This window comes from Polaribacter butkevichii, from assembly GCF_038024105.1.
GTDB lineage: Bacteria > Bacteroidota > Bacteroidia > Flavobacteriales > Flavobacteriaceae > Polaribacter > Polaribacter butkevichii.
Map to the genome: position 1 here is coordinate 3,664,247 of NZ_CP150661.1, position 20,577 is coordinate 3,684,823.

14 protein-coding genes and 1 tRNA gene are annotated in these 20,577 nt (G+C 30.4%); 9 read left to right on the forward strand and 6 right to left on the reverse strand.

The window, feature by feature from the left end:
* Positions 1-554 precede the first annotated feature (554 nt).
* The 8 genes from WG951_RS15460 to WG951_RS15495 all read left to right on the forward strand — a co-directional run bounded on the left by WG951_RS15460 (position 555) and on the right by WG951_RS15495 (position 14,420).
* Positions 555-4,013 (forward strand): SusC/RagA family TonB-linked outer membrane protein, encoded by a 3,459-nt coding sequence (locus tag WG951_RS15460; protein ID WP_105047841.1) that lies wholly within the window; start codon positions 555-557, stop codon positions 4,011-4,013.
* A 6-nt stretch (positions 4,014-4,019) separates the two neighbouring features.
* Positions 4,020-5,582: a RagB/SusD family nutrient uptake outer membrane protein gene (locus WG951_RS15465; RefSeq protein ID WP_105047842.1), complete on the forward strand. Its 1,563-nt coding sequence runs from the start codon at positions 4,020-4,022 to the stop codon at positions 5,580-5,582.
* Positions 5,583-5,620: 38 nt separating this feature from the next.
* Positions 5,621-6,445, forward strand: a complete 825-nt coding sequence (locus tag WG951_RS15470; RefSeq protein ID WP_105047843.1) for a DUF4465 domain-containing protein — start codon at positions 5,621-5,623, stop codon at positions 6,443-6,445.
* 131 nt (positions 6,446-6,576) lie between these two features.
* Entirely contained in the window at positions 6,577-7,926 is a 1,350-nt protein-coding gene (locus tag WG951_RS15475) for a TlpA family protein disulfide reductase (protein ID WP_105047844.1), read from the forward strand.
* A 406-nt stretch (positions 7,927-8,332) separates the two neighbouring features.
* A complete protein-coding gene (locus tag WG951_RS15480; RefSeq protein WP_170062856.1) occupies positions 8,333-9,409 on the forward strand; it encodes a redoxin domain-containing protein in 1,077 nt (358 codons plus the stop codon).
* Between the two features lies 1 nt (position 9,410).
* Positions 9,411-10,787, forward strand: a complete 1,377-nt coding sequence (locus tag WG951_RS15485; RefSeq protein ID WP_105047846.1) for a TlpA family protein disulfide reductase — start codon at positions 9,411-9,413, stop codon at positions 10,785-10,787.
* 111 nt (positions 10,788-10,898) lie between these two features.
* Positions 10,899-12,878, forward strand: coding sequence for a protein-disulfide reductase DsbD family protein (locus WG951_RS15490; protein WP_105047847.1), 1,980 nt, complete (start codon positions 10,899-10,901; stop codon positions 12,876-12,878).
* Positions 12,879-12,917: 39 nt separating this feature from the next.
* Positions 12,918-14,420, forward strand: coding sequence for an aminotransferase class V-fold PLP-dependent enzyme (locus tag WG951_RS15495; RefSeq protein ID WP_105047848.1), 1,503 nt, complete (start codon positions 12,918-12,920; stop codon positions 14,418-14,420).
* A gap of 172 nt (positions 14,421-14,592) precedes the next feature.
* On the opposite strand, the gene WG951_RS15500 is transcribed toward WG951_RS15495, so the two are convergent.
* Together WG951_RS15500 and WG951_RS15505 are read right to left on the reverse strand one after the other, a co-directional pair.
* Positions 14,593-14,669: transfer RNA gene (locus WG951_RS15500), tRNA-Arg, on the reverse strand.
* Between the two features lie 60 nt (positions 14,670-14,729).
* Positions 14,730-14,960: a DUF2007 domain-containing protein gene (locus tag WG951_RS15505; protein ID WP_105047849.1), complete on the reverse strand. Its 231-nt coding sequence runs from the start codon at positions 14,958-14,960 to the stop codon at positions 14,730-14,732.
* Between the two features lie 704 nt (positions 14,961-15,664).
* Between WG951_RS15505 and WG951_RS15510 the strand changes: the two genes are divergently transcribed.
* A complete protein-coding gene (locus WG951_RS15510) occupies positions 15,665-16,603 on the forward strand; it encodes a calcium/sodium antiporter (RefSeq protein WP_105047850.1) in 939 nt (312 codons plus the stop codon).
* Positions 16,604-16,685: 82 nt separating this feature from the next.
* Here WG951_RS15510 and WG951_RS15515 read toward each other — a convergent pair whose 3' ends face one another.
* From WG951_RS15515 to WG951_RS15530, 4 genes are all read right to left on the reverse strand, one after another.
* Entirely contained in the window at positions 16,686-16,985 is a 300-nt protein-coding gene (locus WG951_RS15515) for a hypothetical protein (protein WP_105047851.1), read from the reverse strand.
* A gap of 124 nt (positions 16,986-17,109) precedes the next feature.
* Positions 17,110-17,736, reverse strand: a complete 627-nt coding sequence (locus tag WG951_RS15520) for a response regulator transcription factor (protein ID WP_245893464.1) — start codon at positions 17,734-17,736, stop codon at positions 17,110-17,112.
* A complete protein-coding gene (locus tag WG951_RS15525) occupies positions 17,729-19,354 on the reverse strand; it encodes a sensor histidine kinase (RefSeq protein ID WP_170062857.1) in 1,626 nt (541 codons plus the stop codon). Before WG951_RS15525 ends, WG951_RS15520 begins: the two co-directional genes overlap by 8 nt.
* A gap of 184 nt (positions 19,355-19,538) precedes the next feature.
* Positions 19,539-20,564 carry a glutamine synthetase beta-grasp domain-containing protein gene (locus WG951_RS15530; protein ID WP_105047854.1) on the reverse strand — a complete coding sequence of 342 codons (1,026 nt, stop codon included), beginning with the start codon at positions 20,562-20,564 and terminating at the stop codon, positions 19,539-19,541.
* Positions 20,565-20,577 lie beyond the last annotated feature (13 nt).

Here is a 20,577-nt window from a genome sequence, read left to right on the forward strand (position 1 = left end):
TTAAAGTTAAACAGGTAAGCAACAATACCTGTTTAACTTAAAACTTAAAAATTGTATCCTAAAACAAAGGCATGTACAAATGGTGTGTGTAATTTTAGTTAATGTTTTATACATAACTAATGGGATAAGTAAAAAGAAACAATAGTTGTTTTAAGTAAGGTTTCTATTTTTTTCTTTTAACCAATTGACTGCTTTATAAATAGATAATTATTTAAAGTAGTTTAGAAACGTAGTTTGTTTGGTTTTAAAAACAGAACTCTAAAAGAAATAATAAACATCTTTTCTAGATGCTGTGATGTTGTTTTTTGAAGATGATAACTTAAAAAAAATAAATTTTAAGGAGTGATAAGTAAAAGCCAAAACCTTAAGAATATACTTTTATTAATTAAAAAAACCAAAATATATAAATGCCTATGAAATAAAAAAAAATACACCGATTTTAAAAAAGTAAAGGGAACAAAGTATTAGACCGTTCAAAGAAAAAACTTCATTCCCTTTTGTAATTATTAATTAATTAAACCAAAATGATTAACTAACTAAAAACGTACAAATTTATGGAAATTAAATTAACTAATATTCTTTTTTTATTAAGAAGAAAACTATTGCTAAATATTATGAAAACCTTCATTCTATTATTTTGTGCTACGGTTTTCAGTTTCACGCCAAATAACGTTTTGTCTCAAAACGCCAAAATTAAAATAGAAAAGAATCAAACTGTTACTGTTGATGAAGTTTTTGATATCATCATGGAGCAAACTGATTATACTTTTATTTATAAAGTAGATCTGTTTAAAGATTTTCCAGATGTAACCTTAAATAAAGGGAATATTAAAGCCAATGATTTATTAGATAAAAGCTTATTATTTGCTGGTTTAAATTTTAAGCTGATTAATAAATCGACTATTGTTATTGAAGAAAAACCGATTTCAGTTAAAACACAACAAATTATCACAGGAAATGTTTCCGATTCATATAAAACACCTCTACCAGGTGTAACGGTTCTTCTTAAAAAAACAAACATAGGAGTTGCTACAGATTTTGATGGTAATTTTGAAATAAAAGCTAATATTGGAGATGTCTTAAAATTCTCTTATGTTGGTTATGAAACAAAAGAAGTTGTCATAGATAAAACGAAGTTAAAAGTTCGTTTAATTGAGGACGTATCATCTTTAGATGAGGTTGTGGTAATTGGATATGGAACAACAAAAATAAAGGAAGCTACAGGAGCCATTAACTATATAAGCGCTAAAGAACTTAGTTCTGCTCCTGTACAAAATACTGTTCAGAGTGTTATTCAAGGTCGTGCTGCTGGTGTAAATGTAATGGTACAATCCTCTGCTCCAGATTCTCCTATAAGTGTAATTATTAGAGGGTCTTCATCATTATCTGGTGATAGCCAACCATTATGGGTAATTGATGGAGTTCCAGAATATGGAGCAGGAACAAGTGGTGATATTAGTAATACACTATATAATCTAAACTTAGATGATGTAGAAAGTATAAACATTTTAAAAGATGCTGCATCTGCAGCAATTTATGGTTCGCGTGCAGCAAATGGGGTTGTGCTTGTTACAACTAAAAGAGGTAAAAAAGGTTCTAAGCCTCAAATAGATCTTTCTATAACAACTTCTATTATAGCACCTAATAGTGGAAAATATCGCTTGTTTAATAGCGAGGAGTACAAAGATCATATAATAAGTAAAACAGCTGATGAAATTTTAAACTCTAGTAGCTGGAGTACTAATGCTAAAATGATTTTTGATTATGATGCATTTTTAGCCTTAAATACTTCAACCCAGTATAATAGAGATATGTTAACTGTATTACCAGATGCTTTTGGTGATGGAGATACAAACTGGTGGGATGAAATAGTTCAACAATCAACAAGTCAAAGATATAATTTGGCAGTAAGTGGAGGTTCAGAGGCTACTAGGTACCGAGCATCATTAACTTATGGAAAAAATGATGGTGTTGTAGTTAATTCTTATTCTAAAAATTATGGACTAACCCTTAATTTAGATACCGATGTTTCTGATAAGTTTACTTACCGTTTAAATATGAGTGCAACATCTCGAGAAAGTCAAGGAAAAAATGGGGTGCTAGAAAAGATTACATCATTTAGACCAGATTTACCAGCATATAATGAAGATGGTACTTTTTATAATCCAGATAGTTATTTTAAAGAAAATCCATTAGTTAGTATAAATAATACTAACAAAGGCGTGTCAAATAATATGAGAATAAATAATTCTTTTATCTATAAACCACTATCAAATTTAACACTTAAAACAAGTGCTAATATTAGTCTTAGTAATAGTACTTATAATACGTTTAATCATTCAGGTACTTCATATGCATCTAATAGAGGTGCTTATAGATCCCTTTCTAAAGGTAATGGTAATACTATGGTGTGGGAAAACATGGTTACTTATTTTGAAGAAATTAATGATCATAAAATTGATTTTACAGGTGTATATTCAATGGAACAATCAAAAAGCGATAGATTAACTGGCTCTGCTTATGATTATTTTGATGAAGAAAAATTAATTAGTTTAAATTATGGTACTAATTTTAACCGTCCTACAGAATCTTTTTCAGAAACACACATAGTATCTGCTTTAGGTCGTATAAGGTATGATTTTAAAAAACGTTATTTAGCAACTTTTACTTTACGTGCCGATGGTTCTTCTAGATTTGGAGACGGAAATAGTTGGGGGTATTTTCCTTCTGGAGGAATTGCTTGGTTAATAAGTGAAGAGCCTTTTATGAAATCTCTTCAAAAAACCATTCCATACTTAAAATTAAGAACCTCATTAGGTAAATCTGGTTCGCAAAACGTAAGTGCCTACGGATGGAGAAAATTACTACAAGCAACGAACTCTTTTGAAGAAGGAGCCTTAGTTCCTGGTAGTAATATTGGTAACTCTAACCTGCAATGGGAAGAAACCAAACAATTAGATATTGGGTTAGATTTTGCATTATTAAATAATAAGCTAAGCGGTACACTAGGTTATTATGAAAGAACCATTGATAATATGATTTTTACCAAAAGGTTAGCGCCTTCTTCTGGCTACGCTACTACGCCATATAATGTTGCTTCCATTACTAATAATGGGTTAGAATTTGATTTAACATACAATATTATTCGTAAAGATGATATCTCTTTAAAAGTTAGTGCAAACATTGCAAGAAATTGGGGTAAACTTAATAAACTAGATGGTGTACTAGAATCTTTAAATTTTCCTACTGGTTGGGGTGCCACAAGTCAGGCAATTACAGCTACACCAGGAGAGTCTTTAGGTAATTGGTATGGTTTTCAAACAGCTGGTCGTTGGTTTGCTACAGCAGAAGAAATAATTGCTTTAAGGGAAAGAGCAACCACAGGATACTCTAATAATAAATATCTTCATACCGGAGATGTACCTGGAGGTTTGTATCCGATAGATCAAAATGGAGATGGTAAAATTGATATAGAAGACCGTGTAAAACTTAATAGCACTTTTAATCCTGTTGCTTTTGGTGGGTTTAGTATGCAATTTAGATATAAGGCATTTAGTTTAAATAGCCAATTTACCTATTCTTATGGAAATAAGAAATATTGGTATGCTATGCAAAGTTTAATTAACTCTAATCATTGGGATAACAAATTTGCTATTATAGAAAATGGGTATTCTTATACAGGAGATCCGTATTCTCAATTTCCAAGTAATCCAGTAAACTCTAACTATCAATTTAATGAAAATTTCATATTTGATGCTTCTTATATAAAACTAAATAATTTATCTGTAAATTATAATGTACCTAAAGATTTTCTTAAAAAAGGTATGATTTCTAAATTGGTATTTTCTTTACAAGCTACAAATGTGTTTACGATAACAAAATACCCAGGTATGGATCCTCAAGGAAATTGGGATTCTGAATGGAATGGCTCATTTTTTGGCATGGGAATAGACAGAGGTATTTACCCGCCTGCAAGAGCATACAATTTTAATATGAAATTAACTTTTAAATAAAAAAAGATGAAAAAAATATTATATTATTTACTTACTTTTTTATGTATAGTCTCTTTTCAATCTTGTGAAAAATATTTAGATGTAGAACCTAAATATGATTATACTTATGATGCAGCCGTTACCAATTATACAAATGCACAAGCCATTGTTAGTGGTATTTATAAAACGATGCAACATAGATGGGTGGCTAGTGAGTTGTATCCCTCATTAACCTCTAATGGTGGTTTTCATCAATATTATGCTGCTAATGCAGCTGGTACTTTTGCTCCAGACGGATATAGTCAAAAAAATATTTGGATTAATCTTTATAAGGTTTTAAATAGTACCAATATTGCCATTTTTGCGTTAAACCAATTAGAAGATGAAAAATACCCTTCTATAGAGGCTAAAAATGCTTTAATTGCAGAAGCACGTTTGTTAAGAGCTTGGATGCATACTCAAATATTTTGGTCATATAACAGGTATTGGGATGATGATGATAGTATCTATGGTTTATTGTATAAAGGAGAAGTGTCTTCTATTGATAATGAACAACAAGCAAGGTTAACTGTTGGAGAAAGCTATGCAAAACTTTTTGAAGATATTGATTTTGCTATTGAACATCTTCCTGCTTTTACAGATCAATTTCATGTGTCTCAAATTTTAGCAAAATCTTTAAAAGCAAAACTTTTTCTATATCGTGGTAGAGATGGAGATTATCAATCTGCTCTAACTTTGGTTGATGATGTTTTATTAAACTTACCCGCAAATGTACATATGGAGACCAGTGCTGGGGTTTTTCCTGAAGTATTAGAGTCTTCTACAGGAGATACATATAACATTACTAGTTTTGAAGACAATAAAAGTCTGATGGGTGCATTGTATGAAAACTCTTGGGATTCATCAGAAAATATATTTGTTAGTTATTTAGAAGATGATGGAAAAAGATATAGCCCTGTTTCTGGTTTTACCTATTATTTGCTAGGGGATGGTACAAGGTATACTTCTACAACACTAACTGGAGGGCTTAAAACATTAGCCTTAAATATGATGAATGAAGATTTTAATAAATACCGTAAAGAAGTATTTATGGGTTGGAGTGATTATGGAACAAGAGGTGCTTATTGGTGTGTAGAAAAATTATGTAGAAAAGACAGGTATGAATTTCCTAATCAGAAATGGGCAACCTACTACTTACGTGTTCCAGAATTGTACTTAATGCAAGCAGAATTACGTATGAGATTAAATCCAAACGATGTTGTTAATGGTATGGCTCCGCTTAACCTAATGCGCCAAAATAGAGGTACAATAATGGTTGATGGAGTTGAAACTCGATTTTTACCAGATGTGGATACTAATGGTTTAACATCTCAACAAGCCATGGATATTTTATTTAAAGAATATTTTCTAGAACTTGGGTTTGAAAACGGTAGCGAATATTTTGCAACATTGCGTTTTCAAATGGAAGATGGACGTGATTGGATTGAAGAATTAAACCCTAATATTAGTGAGTTTATGCGCTGTTGGCCTATTCCAGAAGTAGAAATTACAGCCAACCTAGAATGTAAGCAAAATTTTGGTTGGGAATAAATTTTAAAACTGAATATTATTAAATTAAAAAATAACAAATGAAAAATAATTTTATATATATACTTGTTTTATCAATAATTACGCTTTTAGGATGTGAAACAAAGTTCAATGATCCACTTCCTATTCCAAATGATATTACATTAAATGAATTAGATGAAAGTGTAGGTATTTTTAATCATGTTATTCCAACCGGTAGCTTTACATCCGATGTGGCTACTTTTAACACCGTTAATAATTCAGACGGTTCATATAGTGGGTTTGCATATTCTAATAGAAACTACGCTTCATATACTTGGACTACAACACAAACGGCTTTAGACTCTGTTATCTATAGTGTTTATACACATACTTATTTAAATAAAACAAAAACCTTTGCTGTAGCTCATGTTAAAGATGATGATGCCTTTATATCGTTTGAAAACCCTTCTGTAGTTGAACATGTTTTAATTGCGAATACAAGTTATAACTACTTATCTATGCAGTATGGAGATCCTTACGGAACAGAAGAGGAGCCAAAACAAAACCCAAACATTAAAGCTAGTGCAATAGGTGTTTGGGAATTAAATACTGGTGGAGCAAAAAGACTTAATGAGGAAGGTGATTATTTAAAAGCTATTGTAAAAGGTTACAATGGAGATACTTTTACTGGTGAACTAGAATTTTACTTGGCCTCTTCTAGAGTAGACCCACTTTTTCCTACTAGAACATTTGTAGTTAGAGAGTGGATGAGATGGGATTTAACCGAATTAGGTGAAGTTGATAAACTCGTTTTTAATTTAGAAGGATCTGATGTAGATTCTGTAACGGGTGAGTTATTAACCCCTCCTTATTTTTGTTTGGATGGTATTCGTTTGGTGAGATAACAATTCCATAGAAAATAACACAAAACTTAAGGTTTTAATTTTAAAAAAAAGTTTCAAAATCTTTATTAAGTTACGCGAGTGCTTTTTTTGAACTTACGTAACTTAAATAAAGATAATTTATAATTTTAATTATGAAAATAACAAGTAATTATTTAAATATTGTAGTAGTATGTTTCTTTACATTATTAATGTTTAGTTTTTGTACTTCTAAAGATAAATCTACAGCAACAGTAGAGCAGTTAACAGCGTTACATAATAACTTATTAGATATTATAAAAAGCAAGACTGCCGATAGCACTAAAACAGCTGCTTCAAAAAAAGTAATCGATAGCTTTTCTCAAGTTTTTTCATTTAACAAACTTAGTTTGTCTCAGATTAAAACTTTTAATGATGATGGAATATTATATAAAAGTAATGCGCTTAGAAAAGAACTGCAAACACGATTGGCAGAACTAGCTAAATCTCCCGATATAGAAGGAGCTAAAGCAGCATCTATAGCAACAGTTAATTTTCCTATTGCAGAAAATGGAGATCAAAAAGATTATGATCAAAATATAAAATGGGCAGAAACCTATAAAAACTTTGTTAACCACCCTGCTATTGGGCAATTATTATTGCTAGAAGATAACATGTCAACCTCTCCATTTGGGCGTTTACAATTTTTAAACCCTAAAGCCATTGGCGATTCTAACCTTTTACAAGAAATTGTAAAATTACTCGATATGCCTATGTCTAAAAGAGCAGCACATACCGCATTTATACTATTTAAAACAGCAAATGAAACCGAGGTAAAGCTTTCCGAAAATGACATACAGTATATTAGAAAAAAATGTCTTAAAGTAACTACAAATGCTATTACAGAAGAAGATATTAAAAAGAATACGAATATTGTTTCTAGAAAAAAATTCTTAAGTGGAGCTTATGCAAAACATACATTGTTAAATAATCCTGCTCCAGAACTTAACATAAACTGGATTAGCAAAGGAAATGAAACCGAATTATCAGATTTTAAAGGAAAAGTTGTTATTCTAGATTTTTGGGCTACTTGGTGCAGTCCTTGTATTGCAAGTTTTCCAAATATCAGAAAATTAGAAGAACGCTACAAAAATTATCCTGTAGAAATTATTGGGGTAACAAGTTTACAAGGGTATCATTTAGATAAAGAAAATAAAAAAAGAATTCCTGCTAAAGATCAACCTGAAATAGAATACGAAGGAATGCCTTCTTTTATGACGTTTTTAGGCATGACTTGGAAAGTAGCATTTACTGAGCAAGAAGAGTTTAATCCTGATTTTGGTGTTACCGGAATTCCACATGTTGCAATCATAGACCCTAAGGGAGTTGTACGTTATAACATGTTACGTCCTTATCATGCGCCATATCTTGAGGCAGAAAAAATTGATAAACTTTTAGAAGAATCAGGCTTGCCATTTCCTAAAGACCCAATGACTAAAGAAAATTATAGCAACGTTAAAGATTAATTTAGAGAAGGTTTTAAGGTGGATGTTTAAAATAAATACAGCAGTTTGTAGTAATTAGCTACAAAAGATACAATCTGTATAAACAATACAAAAAACTAGATAAGTATAAGCTATTTTGTAAAGAATTCTGATGTTTTTTTTACAATGATAAGGAGAAGTATGTCTAAATAAATACTGAAAAATCATGTGACTTCAAAAAAAAGAGGTAGGCTTAAGTTATCAAATTTAATAAGAAGCAAAGCCGCTCTTTAAAGATTTAGAAAGTCAATTTATCAGTTTAAGTTCAAGATAGTGAAGCTTGTGCTTAAGTTATAATTAAGAAATAGAAAACATGAAAAAAAAAATAATACAAGTCCAAATACACCCTAAGGTAATAAACTTAATTTTTATAATATTTTCATTGATTTTGCTTAATTGCAAAGAAAAAGCACAAAACAAATCACATGATTTTAAAGTATTAGTTCATATAGAAGGCGCTGATGACGAGTTGTTATCAATAACATATTTAGATATGGATGGCAAAAAGAAAAAGATAGAACAACAAGCTAATAAAGGACAGGTTGTTTTTAAAGGAGAGGTTCTACATCCTAGTTGGGCGCGTTTCTATGGTAAAAAATCTAAAGCAAATGGATCATTCTTTTTAGAACCAGGAGAAATTAGTGTAAAATTAAATTCAAATTATCCATTCTTAAAAGCGGTAAAAGGCTCTACAGTTCATGACGAGTATATACGTTTCAGAAAATCAAGGACAGATTTAAAACAGGCATCAGATTCATTATATGCAATAGCAAAACCATTAACTCTGCTTAAAGATAAGGCCCAAGAACAAGAAACAAAAAGACAAAATTTATATGCTCAGATTGGTGAAATAGATGAAATTAAGAAACTAGATTATATCATGAAACATCCAGACTCTTATTTATCGTTAGCATTTGCAAGATCACTTTACACCTACGACCCTAAAGTAGAAGATTTAGAATATGTATATGGTTTATTGGGTAGCAGTATGAAATCTAAGTGGTTAGGAAAAGAACTATATAATTATAAAGAATTAACTAAAAAAGTAACTGTAGGTAGAAATCTACCAAACTTTACATTGCCAGACAGAAACGGAAACAAGGTTTCTTTAGAAGATTTTAAAGGTAAATATGTATTAGTCGATTTTTGGTATAGTGGCTGCCCGCCATGTATTGCTCAGTTTCCTAAACTTAAAGAATTGCATCAGGCCAATAAAGAAGTTTTTGAAATTGTAGGTGTTTCTCATGATGGTGAACGTCATAGAAATAAATGGTTACGTATTTTAGATAAATTTAATACAACATGGACGCAACTATTAGATGTAGACAATGCCGTTTGCGATGAATTTGGTATTCAAGCCTTTCCAAGTAACTTTTTATTAGATAAATCTGGTGAAATAATAATGAAAAATATCTCAGAACATGAGGTAGAAAACTTTCTAAATAAAAACATTAAAAATAAATAAAATGAAAAAAGCAATTTATATTTTACTTATAACGATAGTGGTGCTCTCTTGTAAAAATGAAGTACACGTTATAGATTACGCAATTATTTCTGGAAAAATTGAAGAAGGAAGGTCCAAACAAATTATTGTATCTAACAGTTTGTCTAGAAAAGTTTTAGACACCATATCTGTAAATGTTGATGGTACTTTTAATGATACAATTAAATTAAAAAAGGGGTATTATAACTTAAAGTATGGTAGAGGTAAAGTACCAATGTATTTAGAAACAGGGTACAACCTAAATATAACTGCCAATGCCAAGTTTTTAGACAGTACATTAACAATTACTGGTAATGGATCTGCCGAAAATCATTTTCTAAAAGAAAGAAAAAATAAAGTAAAAGCATTTAATGGTAGTGAAAACTTCTATATGCTCGATGAAATAAACTTTACGCAAAAGCTTAATGAAGAAAAAGAAATACAGAATAAACTTCTTGTAAATAACAAAACCATTTCTGCTAATTTTAAATCTGCGCAACAACGCGATATTGAATATAATTATTTATCAGCGTTGGCCAATTATGAAAATTATCATCGCTATTATGCAAAAGAACCAGATTTCAATGTCTCTAAAGAATTTTTAGATCCTCTTAAAAATGTTAATTATAACCACGAAGAAGATTATTCATCTTTTAAAGCGTATAAAGTATTGGTTGCAAAGTATTACAGAGAAAAAGCAAAACAATTAAGCGATGCCGAAAATATTCCAGAAGACGTGGCACGTGTACAAACCTACGCTGCTGTAGCTAGTAATACCATGAAAACAGATTTATTAAACAGTGCTATTTTTGGAATCACTATTACAAAAGATTTAAATGATTACTATAATGCTTTTAAAACAGGTGCTACAGACCAAGACCAACTAAAAAAGGTAGAAGATTATTATAGTAAACTGAAATTGATTCAAGTTGGAGAGCCTTCTCCAAAGTTTGAGGGATACGAGAATTTTGCAGGCGGAACAACCTCTTTAGATGATCTTAAAGGCAAATATATTTATATTGATGTTTGGGCAACCTGGTGTGGCCCGTGTTTAGCTCAAATTCCTGCCCTAAAGGAAATGGAAAAAGCCTACCATGGTAAAAACATTCAATTTCTAAGTATTTCTGTAGATAAGCCAAAAGATTATGAAAAATGGAAGCTTATGATTAAGGATAAAGAGCTTGGTGGTGTTCAGTTATTGGCAGATATAAATTTTGATTCAGAATTTATCAAAGATTATGTTATTAAAGGCATTCCTAAATTCATTCTTTTAGATCCCGAAGGTAAAATTGTAAATACAAATGCACCAAGACCTTCAGAAGAAGAGTTAAAAACACTTTTCGATTCTTTAAATATTTAAATCAAAATACATCATCTTAGGTTTTAGTTTATTAAAAATCTTTTAAAAAAAAATAGACGATAAGGTGGTGTAAGAGATTGATAATCATCAATAATTCTAAAAAATACAGAAATGAAAAATAAATTGAAGAACTTTGTGTTCATATTTTTTTTTGTACTAAGTGCCCATGCGCAAATTTTTGAACCTGTTAGTTGGACAACTTCAGTTGAAAAAAAATCAGAAACAGAGTTTATCCTAATTGTTAATGCAACGATTGATGAAGGTTGGCACCTTTATTCTCAAAATGTGCCAGAAGATGGTCCGATAGCTACTAGTTTTACGTTTGAAACCAATTCAGATTTCGAATTAGTAGATACAGTATCTGAAGATATTGGTTATACGGTTGATGATCCTGTTTTTGGATTAAAAATTAAGTTTTTTAAAAATGAAGCAGAATTTAGACAGCGCATAAAAGTATTAAACAAAGAATTATTGTTGATAAAAGGAGAGGTTGAGTTTATGATCTGTGATGATACAAAATGTTTACCACCTTCATATATCGATTTAGAATTTAATGTAAAAGAAGCTCAAATAAAAACAACCGAAACGGTAGAGAATACAAAAAGTGATTACAAAATAGTTTCGGAAATAAAAAAAGAAGAAAAAAAGTCTGAAAACAAAGATTTAATAGCTATTTTCTTTATTGCTTTTTTATCCGGTTTTACAGCTTTATTAACCCCATGTGTGTTTCCGATGATTCCTATGACGGTAAGTTTTTTTACAAAGCAAAGTAAAACAAAAGCAGCCGGAATTAAGAATGCACTTATTTACGGAATTTCTATTATTGTAATCTATGTATTACTAGGGGTATTTGTAAGTTTAGTTTTTGGAGCTGATGCCTTAAATGCATTGTCTACCAACGTTTGGTTTAACTTAATTTTCTTTTTATTATTATTGGTTTTTGCAGCTTCGTTTTTAGGTGCTTTTGAAATAATGTTACCTAATTCTTGGGCAAATAAAGTAGATGCCCAAGCAGATAAAGGAGGACTAATCGGTATCTTTTTTATGGCCTTAGCATTAGCAATTGTCTCTTTTTCATGTACAGGTCCAATTGTAGGTACTTTATTAGTAGAAGCCGCATCTGGTGGTAGCCAGCTGGGGCCAATTGTAGGGATGTTAGGTTTTTCTTTAGCAATTGCATTGCCATTTGCATTATTTGCAGCTTTTCCTGGATGGTTAAATTCTTTGCCAAAATCTGGAGGATGGTTAAATACCGTAAAGGTCGTTTTAGGATTTTTAGAATTAGCCTTGGCTTTTAAATTCTTGTCTAATGCAGATTTGGTTTTAGATTTACATTTGTTAGAAAGAGAAATGTTCTTAGCCATTTGGATAGCCATTTTTGGAGCTCTTGCATTTTACTTATTCGGAAAAATACAATTGCCACATGATAGTCCGCTTGCACACATTTCTGTAGGTCGATTAAGTTTAGGGTTAATAGTTATGTCGTTTACTATTTATATGATTCCGGGATTGTGGGGAGCACCTTTAAATTTAATTAGTGCATTTCCACCTCCACAACATTACAGTGAATCGCCTTACGGAGTTGGGTTTTCTAAGTTGGGAAGTGGAGATGCTGTACAGTCTGATATTCCAGATGGAGCTCATTTAATGGCGCCACATGATATTTTAGCTTTTAATGATTATGACAAAGGTTTAGCCTATGCAAAAAAAGTAGGAAAACCCGTATTGATAGATTTTACAGGAAAGGCGTGTGTAAATTGTAGAAAGATGGAGCAGAATGTTTGGGTAAAACCAAATGTTTTAAGGATGCTTAAGAATGATGTAGTTTTAATTTCATTGTATGTAGATGATAAAAGACCTTTACCAGATAATGAGGTTGTAGACTCAAAACTAAAACCAGGTAAGAAGTTAAAATACATCGGACAAAAATGGAGCGAATTGCAAACAATTAAATACAAAACAAATACACAGCCAATGTATGTATTGATGGATCATAATGAAAATAATTTAATAGATCCTGTTGCTTATACACCAGATGTAGAAACCTATAAAAACTGGTTAAAAAATGGTGTTTCAAACTTTAAAAAGTAATTTTTTATTTTAAATGAATTCTTTTAAAAACTAAAAAAAATGAAAATATTACTTCATAAAAAAGAAACAGAATTAGAGCTGTATTTTAATAAATTTAGAAAAAATATAGTTGGTGTAGATCAAACTTTTATGTTTCCATCCGGAGAAAAAAAACTTATTTACACAGATTGGACGGCTAGTGGTAGGCTTTACCGTCCTATTGAAGAGAGACTGTTATATAGTTTTGGCCCTTTTGTAGCCAATACACATACAGAAACATCAACTTGTGGTGCAGCAATGACATTAGCTTATCATGAAGCAAGAACCAGAATAAAACAACATGTAAATGCATCTAAAAATGATGTATTAATTACAGAAGGTTCTGGTATGACTGGCGTTGTAAATAAGTTTCAAAGAATTCTAGGATTAAAAGTTTTAGAAAACTTAAAAGATTATACTGCAATTCCAGAAGCGTTAAGACCTGTTGTTTTTGTATCGCATATGGAGCATCACTCAAATCAAACCTCTTGGTTAGAAACCATTGCAAATGTTCAAGTAATTCCTAGTAATAATGAGGGACTTATTTGTTTAGAGAGTCTAGAAAAGCTTTTAATATCTTATGAAGCGCATCCTATAAAGATGGTTTCTGTAACCGCATGTTCTAACGTAACGGGTATTAAATTACCCTATCATAAAATTGCAGCAATTACACATAAATACAATGGGCTTTGTTTTGTAGATTTTGCTTGTTCTGCACCTTATGTAGATATTGATATGCACCCAGAAAATGAAGAAGAATATCTGGATGCTATTTTCTTTTCACCTCATAAATTTCTTGGAGGTCCTGGTAGTTCTGGAGTTTTAATTTTTAATAAAAAATTATATAAAAACACCGTGCCAGATAATCCTGGAGGAGGAACGGTCAGTTACACAAATCCTTGGGGGCAGCACGATTATTTTGACGATGTAGAAACTAGAGAAGACGGCGGTACTCCTGCATTTTTACAAACCATCAAAATAGCACTTGCCATTCAGTTAAAAGAAGAGATGAGTGTAAAGATGATAAAGCTTAGAGAAGATGAAATCAATGCTCGTATTTTTGAAACATTAGAAGCTTTACCCGGAGTTAATATCTTAGCTCCAGATCAAAAAGACAGATTAGGAATTTTCTCATTTTATTTTGAAAATTACCATTTCAATTTGGTGGTTAAATTGCTAAATGATCATTTTGGTATTCAAACGCGCGGCGGATGTTCTTGTGCGGGTACTTATGGGCATTTTTTGCTAAATGTAGATCAGCAAACCTCAAGAAATATAGGACTTCAAATTCACGAAGGTTGTAATACAGAAAAACCGGGTTGGGTTCGTTTGTCTATACACCCAACAATGACAAACCAAGAAGTGAATTTTATTTGCGAATCTTTATTAGAACTATCTACTCATATTAAAGAATGGTCTAAATATTATCATTATGATATAATTAAAAACGATTACATACATAATACCATTAAACCTATGGAAGGTGATTTGGTGCAAAATTGGTTTAATACTTTGACTATTTAAGTAGGTCTTAAAAAGTAAAATATATTTTAATAAACCTTTTTAGAAAGACGATATACTTGTCTTTTTATTAAGGTTTTTTTTGATCAAGTCAAAAAGTTGTGGAGTAGTATAAAAATAGTATGCAAATGAAAAAACCAGTAATTTCCAAATCGTTGGAAAGTACTGGTTTTAGTGGTGACCATGCTAGGATTCAAACCTAGAACCTCTTGAGCCGTAATCAAGTGCGCTATTCAGTTGCGCCACATGGCCGTTAAGCGGGTGCAAATATAATATCATTTTTTGATAATGGAAAGAGAATTGTCTTTTTTTTTACGAATTTATTTTATTTTTAAAAGAATCTATAATTGGTTGCGCTTTTTCTACATCGGTATTATGTATAAATAACTCTACAGAATTAGTAGGAACACCAAAACCTGCTAACCTTCCAGATTCTACGCGGTCGGTTATTCTTGAGTCAATGCCTTCTTCTTTTAATAAGGAGTGTAATCGATTTACTAATATAGAATTATCAGTAAACACTTTTGTATATTTTTCTAACATAATATTGTTTTTTTAGTTTAATGAGTTTTTAGTAATAAAAGCCATCTATCCAACAATTATTGGTTGAATTTTAGTCGCTTTAGAATATCCAATCCTTGTTTTAAGAAGGAAGGTAAGGTTCATTTTTTTATTTTTACAAGTGTTTCAAAACTTGCTTTTTGTTAGTCGTTAATAAACGACTAAATTTACTAAAATAAACAACTCAAGGTTTAAAATTTGAGTTGTTTAAAGATAAGTTACTTTTTTTTCTTTTCCTCTTTTGTTGCGTTATTTTTTTTGTTAAAATAAAACTTCAAATATAAGATCAGAGATGGTTTCAGTAAATTTAATTAAGATAATAAACATAGTAATTTGGGTTTTTAAGTTAATAATTTTGGTCAATTTCGAAATTGTCTTATCAATATATAACCATTGAAGGCTTACTACCAAAAGAACAATTACTTATTAATTAAATTGATTTTCTATTTATAACTGTTAAAGTGTTTTTAGTTTTAATGTGTAAGTTTGTTTACTTATATATTGTGTTTTATTGTAAGTGGTAATTGGGTTTTATGTGTAAAAGTTGTAGTATTTAAAGGCGTGTGCACTTGCTTTTTTTCTATTGCAAAGGAAAAAGGGTATTTTAAAATGCTTATTTGGGGCTTTTCATTTTTTCTTTTCTTCTTAAAGTGATAAAAATGTATCTTCGCCCAAAACTATAACACATGAATTTTTTATTAATAATAGGTGGTTTGGTATTGTTAATTTTAGGAGGTAATTGGTTGTTAAAATCGGCGGTTGCTTTATCTTTAAAATTAGATATTCCTAAAATAGTAATTGGTATGACGGTTGTTTCTTTTGCAACTTCGGCACCAGAGCTTATTGTAAGTATTAATGCTGCTTTAAGTGGAGCATCTGATTTAGCTTTGGGGAATGTAATTGGTTCTAATATTGCTAATTTAGGCTTGGTTTTAGGAATTACTTTATTATTTGGAACCATGAATGTTCAAAAAAGTTTTTACAAAACAGATTGGCCGGTTATGATGATTGCTTCTGTTTTATTGTACTTTTTTTTAAGTGGAGATAATGTAATAACTAGAAATGAAGGGATTATTATGTTTTCTTTTTTAGTAATCTTTCTAATATATTTATTGCGTTTTCAAAAAACTGCTGTTTTAGATGAGGTGCCAGAAGATGATGAGCCTTTGCCATTGTATAAAATTGCACTTTTTTTAGTTCTTGGTGGTCTAGGTCTTTGGGGTGGTTCAGAATTATTGATAAAAGGGGCTACTTCTTTAGCGTTAGAGTTTGGGGTAAGTGAAAGAGTAATTGCTGTTACAGTAGTATCTATAGGAACCAGTATTCCTGAGCTTGCAGCGTCTATTATAGCCGTTTTAAAGAAAGAAAAAGCAATTTCTTTAGGAAACCTTATTGGTTCTAACGTATTTAATATTTTAGCTGTTTTAGGGATTACGTCGATAATAACACCTGTAGGAGTTACAGATCAAGGACAGGGGTTGTTAACAAATGATATTTTTTGGATGTTAGGAATTTCTTTTATCGTATTGCCTTTGGTTTTTATACCGAAAGGATATCGTTTAAATTGGAAAGATGGTGTGCTTTTATTAATAGCATATTTGGCCTTTTTATATGTAACAGTGTAACTGTTTTTAAGTTACGTTGCAAAAAAAAACTCTTGTATAGAAAAAATACAAGAGTTTTTTTAAAGATGAAATTAAAGTGAGTTTAGTCTTTTTTCCAAGGCTTATAATTTTTATACGCAGGTCCTGTTAGTTTGGTTTTATTAGATTTGGTAAAAGAGATTAATTTTAAATCTTTATTACTGGTTTCCCACACTTTTTGGTTTTTTATTTCAGATCCTTTTAATGCTTTTTTACTTGTATTTTTAAATACTAATGTCTTTTCTGCTTTGTGCATCCAAGGTTTGTAATTTTTATGCTCTGGTCCCGTAAATTCATTTCTTTTTTGAGCAAATACCGATACTGAAACGAATAATAACACTACAATTAAACTTGTATTTTTCATAATAAAAGTTTTTAAATTATACTAAATACTATCATTTAGCTTTTGTAAAAATACTTTAGAAAGTGGTGTTCTGCTATTATAAGAATATTGGTATTTTGCATCCGTATTTATACGGATAAGAAATTTAGATAAGGTTGTTTTCTGTTGCTTTTTTAATTAAAGATGCAGTGTTTTTAACTTCTAGTTTTTTTAAGATATTAGCACGATGCGTTTCTATGGTTCTAGAACTAACAAATAATTTTGAAGCAATTTCTTTTGTAGTTAAGCCTTTACTAATTAGGGTTAAAACTTCCGATTCTTTGTTTGATAATTTTTTTTGACTAGTGTGTTGTGCAGACATAAAATTAATCATCTTTTCAGAAATCTGATGGCTAAAATATTTTTTTCCGCTTGCAACAATTCTTATAGCTTTAAGAAGCTCATCTTCATCGGTGTTTTTTAGTAGGTATCCAAAAGCTCCGTTTTTAGCACATTTGGCAATGTAGTTTCCATCATCGTGCATCGATAAGATAATTGGTTTTACAATGCTATTTAACTTTTTTAATTTTCTTAAAACTTCAAAACCATCTAGATTTGGCATGTTTATATCTAGTAAAACAATATCAATATCATTTTTTTCTGATAAAAAATTTAAAAACTCTGTACCATCAGATAATTCGGCAATAACATCAATATCTTTTTGCTTTTTAAGAAGTTCTGCCAACCCCATTCTAAATAAATTATGGTCATCCGTAATTACAATTTTAATCATTTTTATTGTTTTTTATAGGCATTTCAATTTCAAAAACAGTGCTATTGGTAGTCGATTCTATTAGAAAAGTACCGTCAAAAATTTCTACTCGTTCTTTTATGTTAGAAATACCTGAGCCCATGGTTACATTTTTAATATCAAAACCAATACCATTATCAAAATAATATAAAGATAAAAAATCATTAAACTCAGTTAATGTAATTCTTATTTCTGTAGCTTTAGAGTGTTTAATTGAGTTATTAATTAACTCTTGTGTTATTCTAAAAAGATTTATTTCTTGTTTTTTGTTGATCTTAGATTTTCCTTTTTTTGTAAGATCTTCAAAGAATATAGAAGCTTTAATAGATTTTTTAATCGTATTAATGTAGTTAATAAGTGTAACACCAATGCCAAAATTGTCTAAGCTTGTGGGCATTAAAATATTTGTCATCTGTCTTACTTCGGTAATTGTGGTATCAATCATATTCTTCATGGTTTCTTTATGAGTTTTATCATAAATATTATTCTGAATATAAAGTCTGAGTGTTATTAATAATGGGCCAATACCATCATGTAATTCTCTTGCTAATCTCGCTCTTTCGTTTTCGAGGCCTTCTACCAGATAGCGTTTAGTAGATAGGTTTATTTCTTTTTCTATATTTCTATAAGAAGCCAGTTTTTCTCGCATTTTTAATAAACTGTGTCCTAATAAATCAGAATTACTTTTAGGTTGATATTCTGATGTTAGGTTCATTTCTCCGATATCCATAGAAAAAGCAACGGCTCCAGATAACATCGCTTTTAGATTGTTTAAAGCATTGGCTATTTCTATGATTTCTGTAGGACTATTTTTTATAGATAAATTGTTTTTATAATCTCCTTTAACCATTAAAAGGATGCTATTCTGTATTTTTTTGATAGGTTCTGTAATTATTTTTGTTAAAAACAGCGATAGTATTATGGATATGGTAATAATAATTAAAGTTAGAATAACCAGTTTTAAACGCATTTTTTGCAGCGGAATGGTAACTTCATCTACATCAATTTCAGAGAGAATTACCCAATTTAAATTGCCTATTTGTAAAGGATTGTATACACTATATACTTTTATATTTCTATAATCTAAAAAAACACCATTTCCATTTCCTTTTTTAAAAGCATTGGTGGTTCCTTTTGTTTTTGCAGCTATTTTATAAGGGGTAATTGTAGGGGAAAATCGAGACTGAGAACGTAATCTGTAATCAGATCCTACAAGGTAAGATTCTCCGCTAGATCCCATTCCTGTTCGTTCTAATAAGATTTGTTTTATTTTTTGATAAGAAATAATTTTTAAATATCGAATACTATCTTTAATTTTTATCAACCCAACGGAAGTCTGTTTTGTTGGGTGTAAGTCTGTTAAATCATAAATACCAGGAGTTAAAAACTTGTTTTCAGGTAATTTTATAATCGTATTTTTAGGGAGACTTGTGTAATTAAAGGCATTCCATTCTTTGTCTATTAAACGTTCTAATTGTATTTTTTTTAGTGTTTTAATAGAGTTTAAGTGCAATAATATACGTTGGTCTAAAACTTTAGAGAATTCAAAATAAAAGCTTAAAGACACAGCAGTAACTACAAAAATTACCAGTGTGTTCATTATTAATAAAATCCATTTTTTTACTTTCATGCTAACAGCAGAATAATTAATGTAAGTCTTTAGGCAAATATATTATAAATAAAAATATTTAATTAATCTGTTATTAGTTTGGTGATTCTGTAAATAAAAAGAATCCGTTTTCAGTTAAGAAAACGGATTCTTTAAGAAATTAAAATATTAAAAATTAGTTAATATTAGCAGATTTTACAGTTTTAATAATTCTACCAGCAATTTTGTATGGGTCACCATTAGAAGCAGGTCTTCTGTCTTCTAACCAACCTTTCCAACCTTTTTCTACAGTAATAATAGGTATTCTAATAGATGCACCTCTATCTGAAACTCCGTAAGAGAAATCATGTATAGAAGCAGTTTCATGTTCACCTGTTAAACGTTGGTCGTTAAACTCACCATAAACAGCAATATGTTCTTTTACAACAGGTCTAAATGCTTCACATATTTTTTCATATGTTTCTTTAGAACCACAAGTTCTTAAAACAGTGTTAGAGAAGTTTGCATGCATACCAGAACCATTCCAATCCATATCTTTACCTAATGGTTTTGGATGATATTCAATATAGTAACCATGTTGTTCTGTTAATCTATCTAATAAATAACGAGCAATCCAAATTTCATCACCTGCTTTTTTTGCTCCTTTGGCAAATAATTGAAATTCCCATTGTCCAGATGCTACTTCTTGGTTAATTCCTTCAAAATTTAAACCTGCATCAATACATAAATCTGCATGTTCTTCAACTAGAAGTCTACCATGTGTATTTTTACCACCTACAGAACAGTAATACATTCCTTGTGGAGCTGGATAACCACCAATAGGGAAACCTAAAGGTAATTGTGTTTTTGTATCCATTATGAAATATTCTTGCTCAAAACCAAACCAAAAATCATCATCTTCATCTTCTATAGTAGCTCTACCATTAGAAACGTGAGGAGTACCATCTGCATTTAAAACTTCTGTCATTACTAAGTAACCATTAATTCTTGCAGGGTCTGGATAGATTGCAACAGGTTTAAGTAAACAGTCTGAAGCTCCACCTGAAGCTTGTCTTGTAGACGAACCATCAAAAGACCAATTATCTAGCTCTTCTATAGTTCCTTGAAAGTTTTCATGCTCTTCAACTTTGGTTTTACTTCTCATATTCTGAGTTGGAAAATACCCGTCTAACCAAATGTATTCTAATTTAATTTTTGCCATAATATATAATTGT

Excerpts from the sequence above, each read along its gene's own strand:
- WG951_RS15510 (WP_105047850.1), top strand. The coding sequence starts at position 15,665 with ATGAATTTTTTATTAATAATAGGTGGTTTGGTATTGTTAATTTTAGGA.
- WG951_RS15470 (WP_105047843.1), top strand. The coding sequence starts at position 5,621 with ATGAAAAATAATTTTATATATATACTTGTTTTATCAATAATTACGCTT.
- WG951_RS15475 (WP_105047844.1), top strand. The coding sequence starts at position 6,577 with ATGAAAATAACAAGTAATTATTTAAATATTGTAGTAGTATGTTTCTTT.
- WG951_RS15530 (WP_105047854.1), bottom strand. The coding sequence starts at position 20,564 with ATGGCAAAAATTAAATTAGAATACATTTGGTTAGACGGGTATTTTCCA.
- WG951_RS15525 (WP_170062857.1), bottom strand. The coding sequence starts at position 19,354 with ATGAACACACTGGTAATTTTTGTAGTTACTGCTGTGTCTTTAAGCTTT.
- WG951_RS15490 (WP_105047847.1), top strand. The coding sequence starts at position 10,899 with ATGAAAAATAAATTGAAGAACTTTGTGTTCATATTTTTTTTTGTACTA.
- WG951_RS15520 (WP_245893464.1), bottom strand. The coding sequence starts at position 17,736 with ATGATTAAAATTGTAATTACGGATGACCATAATTTATTTAGAATGGGG.
- WG951_RS15465 (WP_105047842.1), top strand. The coding sequence starts at position 4,020 with ATGAAAAAAATATTATATTATTTACTTACTTTTTTATGTATAGTCTCT.
- WG951_RS15460 (WP_105047841.1), top strand. The coding sequence starts at position 555 with ATGGAAATTAAATTAACTAATATTCTTTTTTTATTAAGAAGAAAACTA.
- WG951_RS15485 (WP_105047846.1), top strand. The coding sequence starts at position 9,411 with ATGAAAAAAGCAATTTATATTTTACTTATAACGATAGTGGTGCTCTCT.
- WG951_RS15505 (WP_105047849.1), bottom strand. The coding sequence starts at position 14,960 with ATGTTAGAAAAATATACAAAAGTGTTTACTGATAATTCTATATTAGTA.
- WG951_RS15515 (WP_105047851.1), bottom strand. The coding sequence starts at position 16,985 with ATGAAAAATACAAGTTTAATTGTAGTGTTATTATTCGTTTCAGTATCG.
- WG951_RS15495 (WP_105047848.1), top strand. The coding sequence starts at position 12,918 with ATGAAAATATTACTTCATAAAAAAGAAACAGAATTAGAGCTGTATTTT.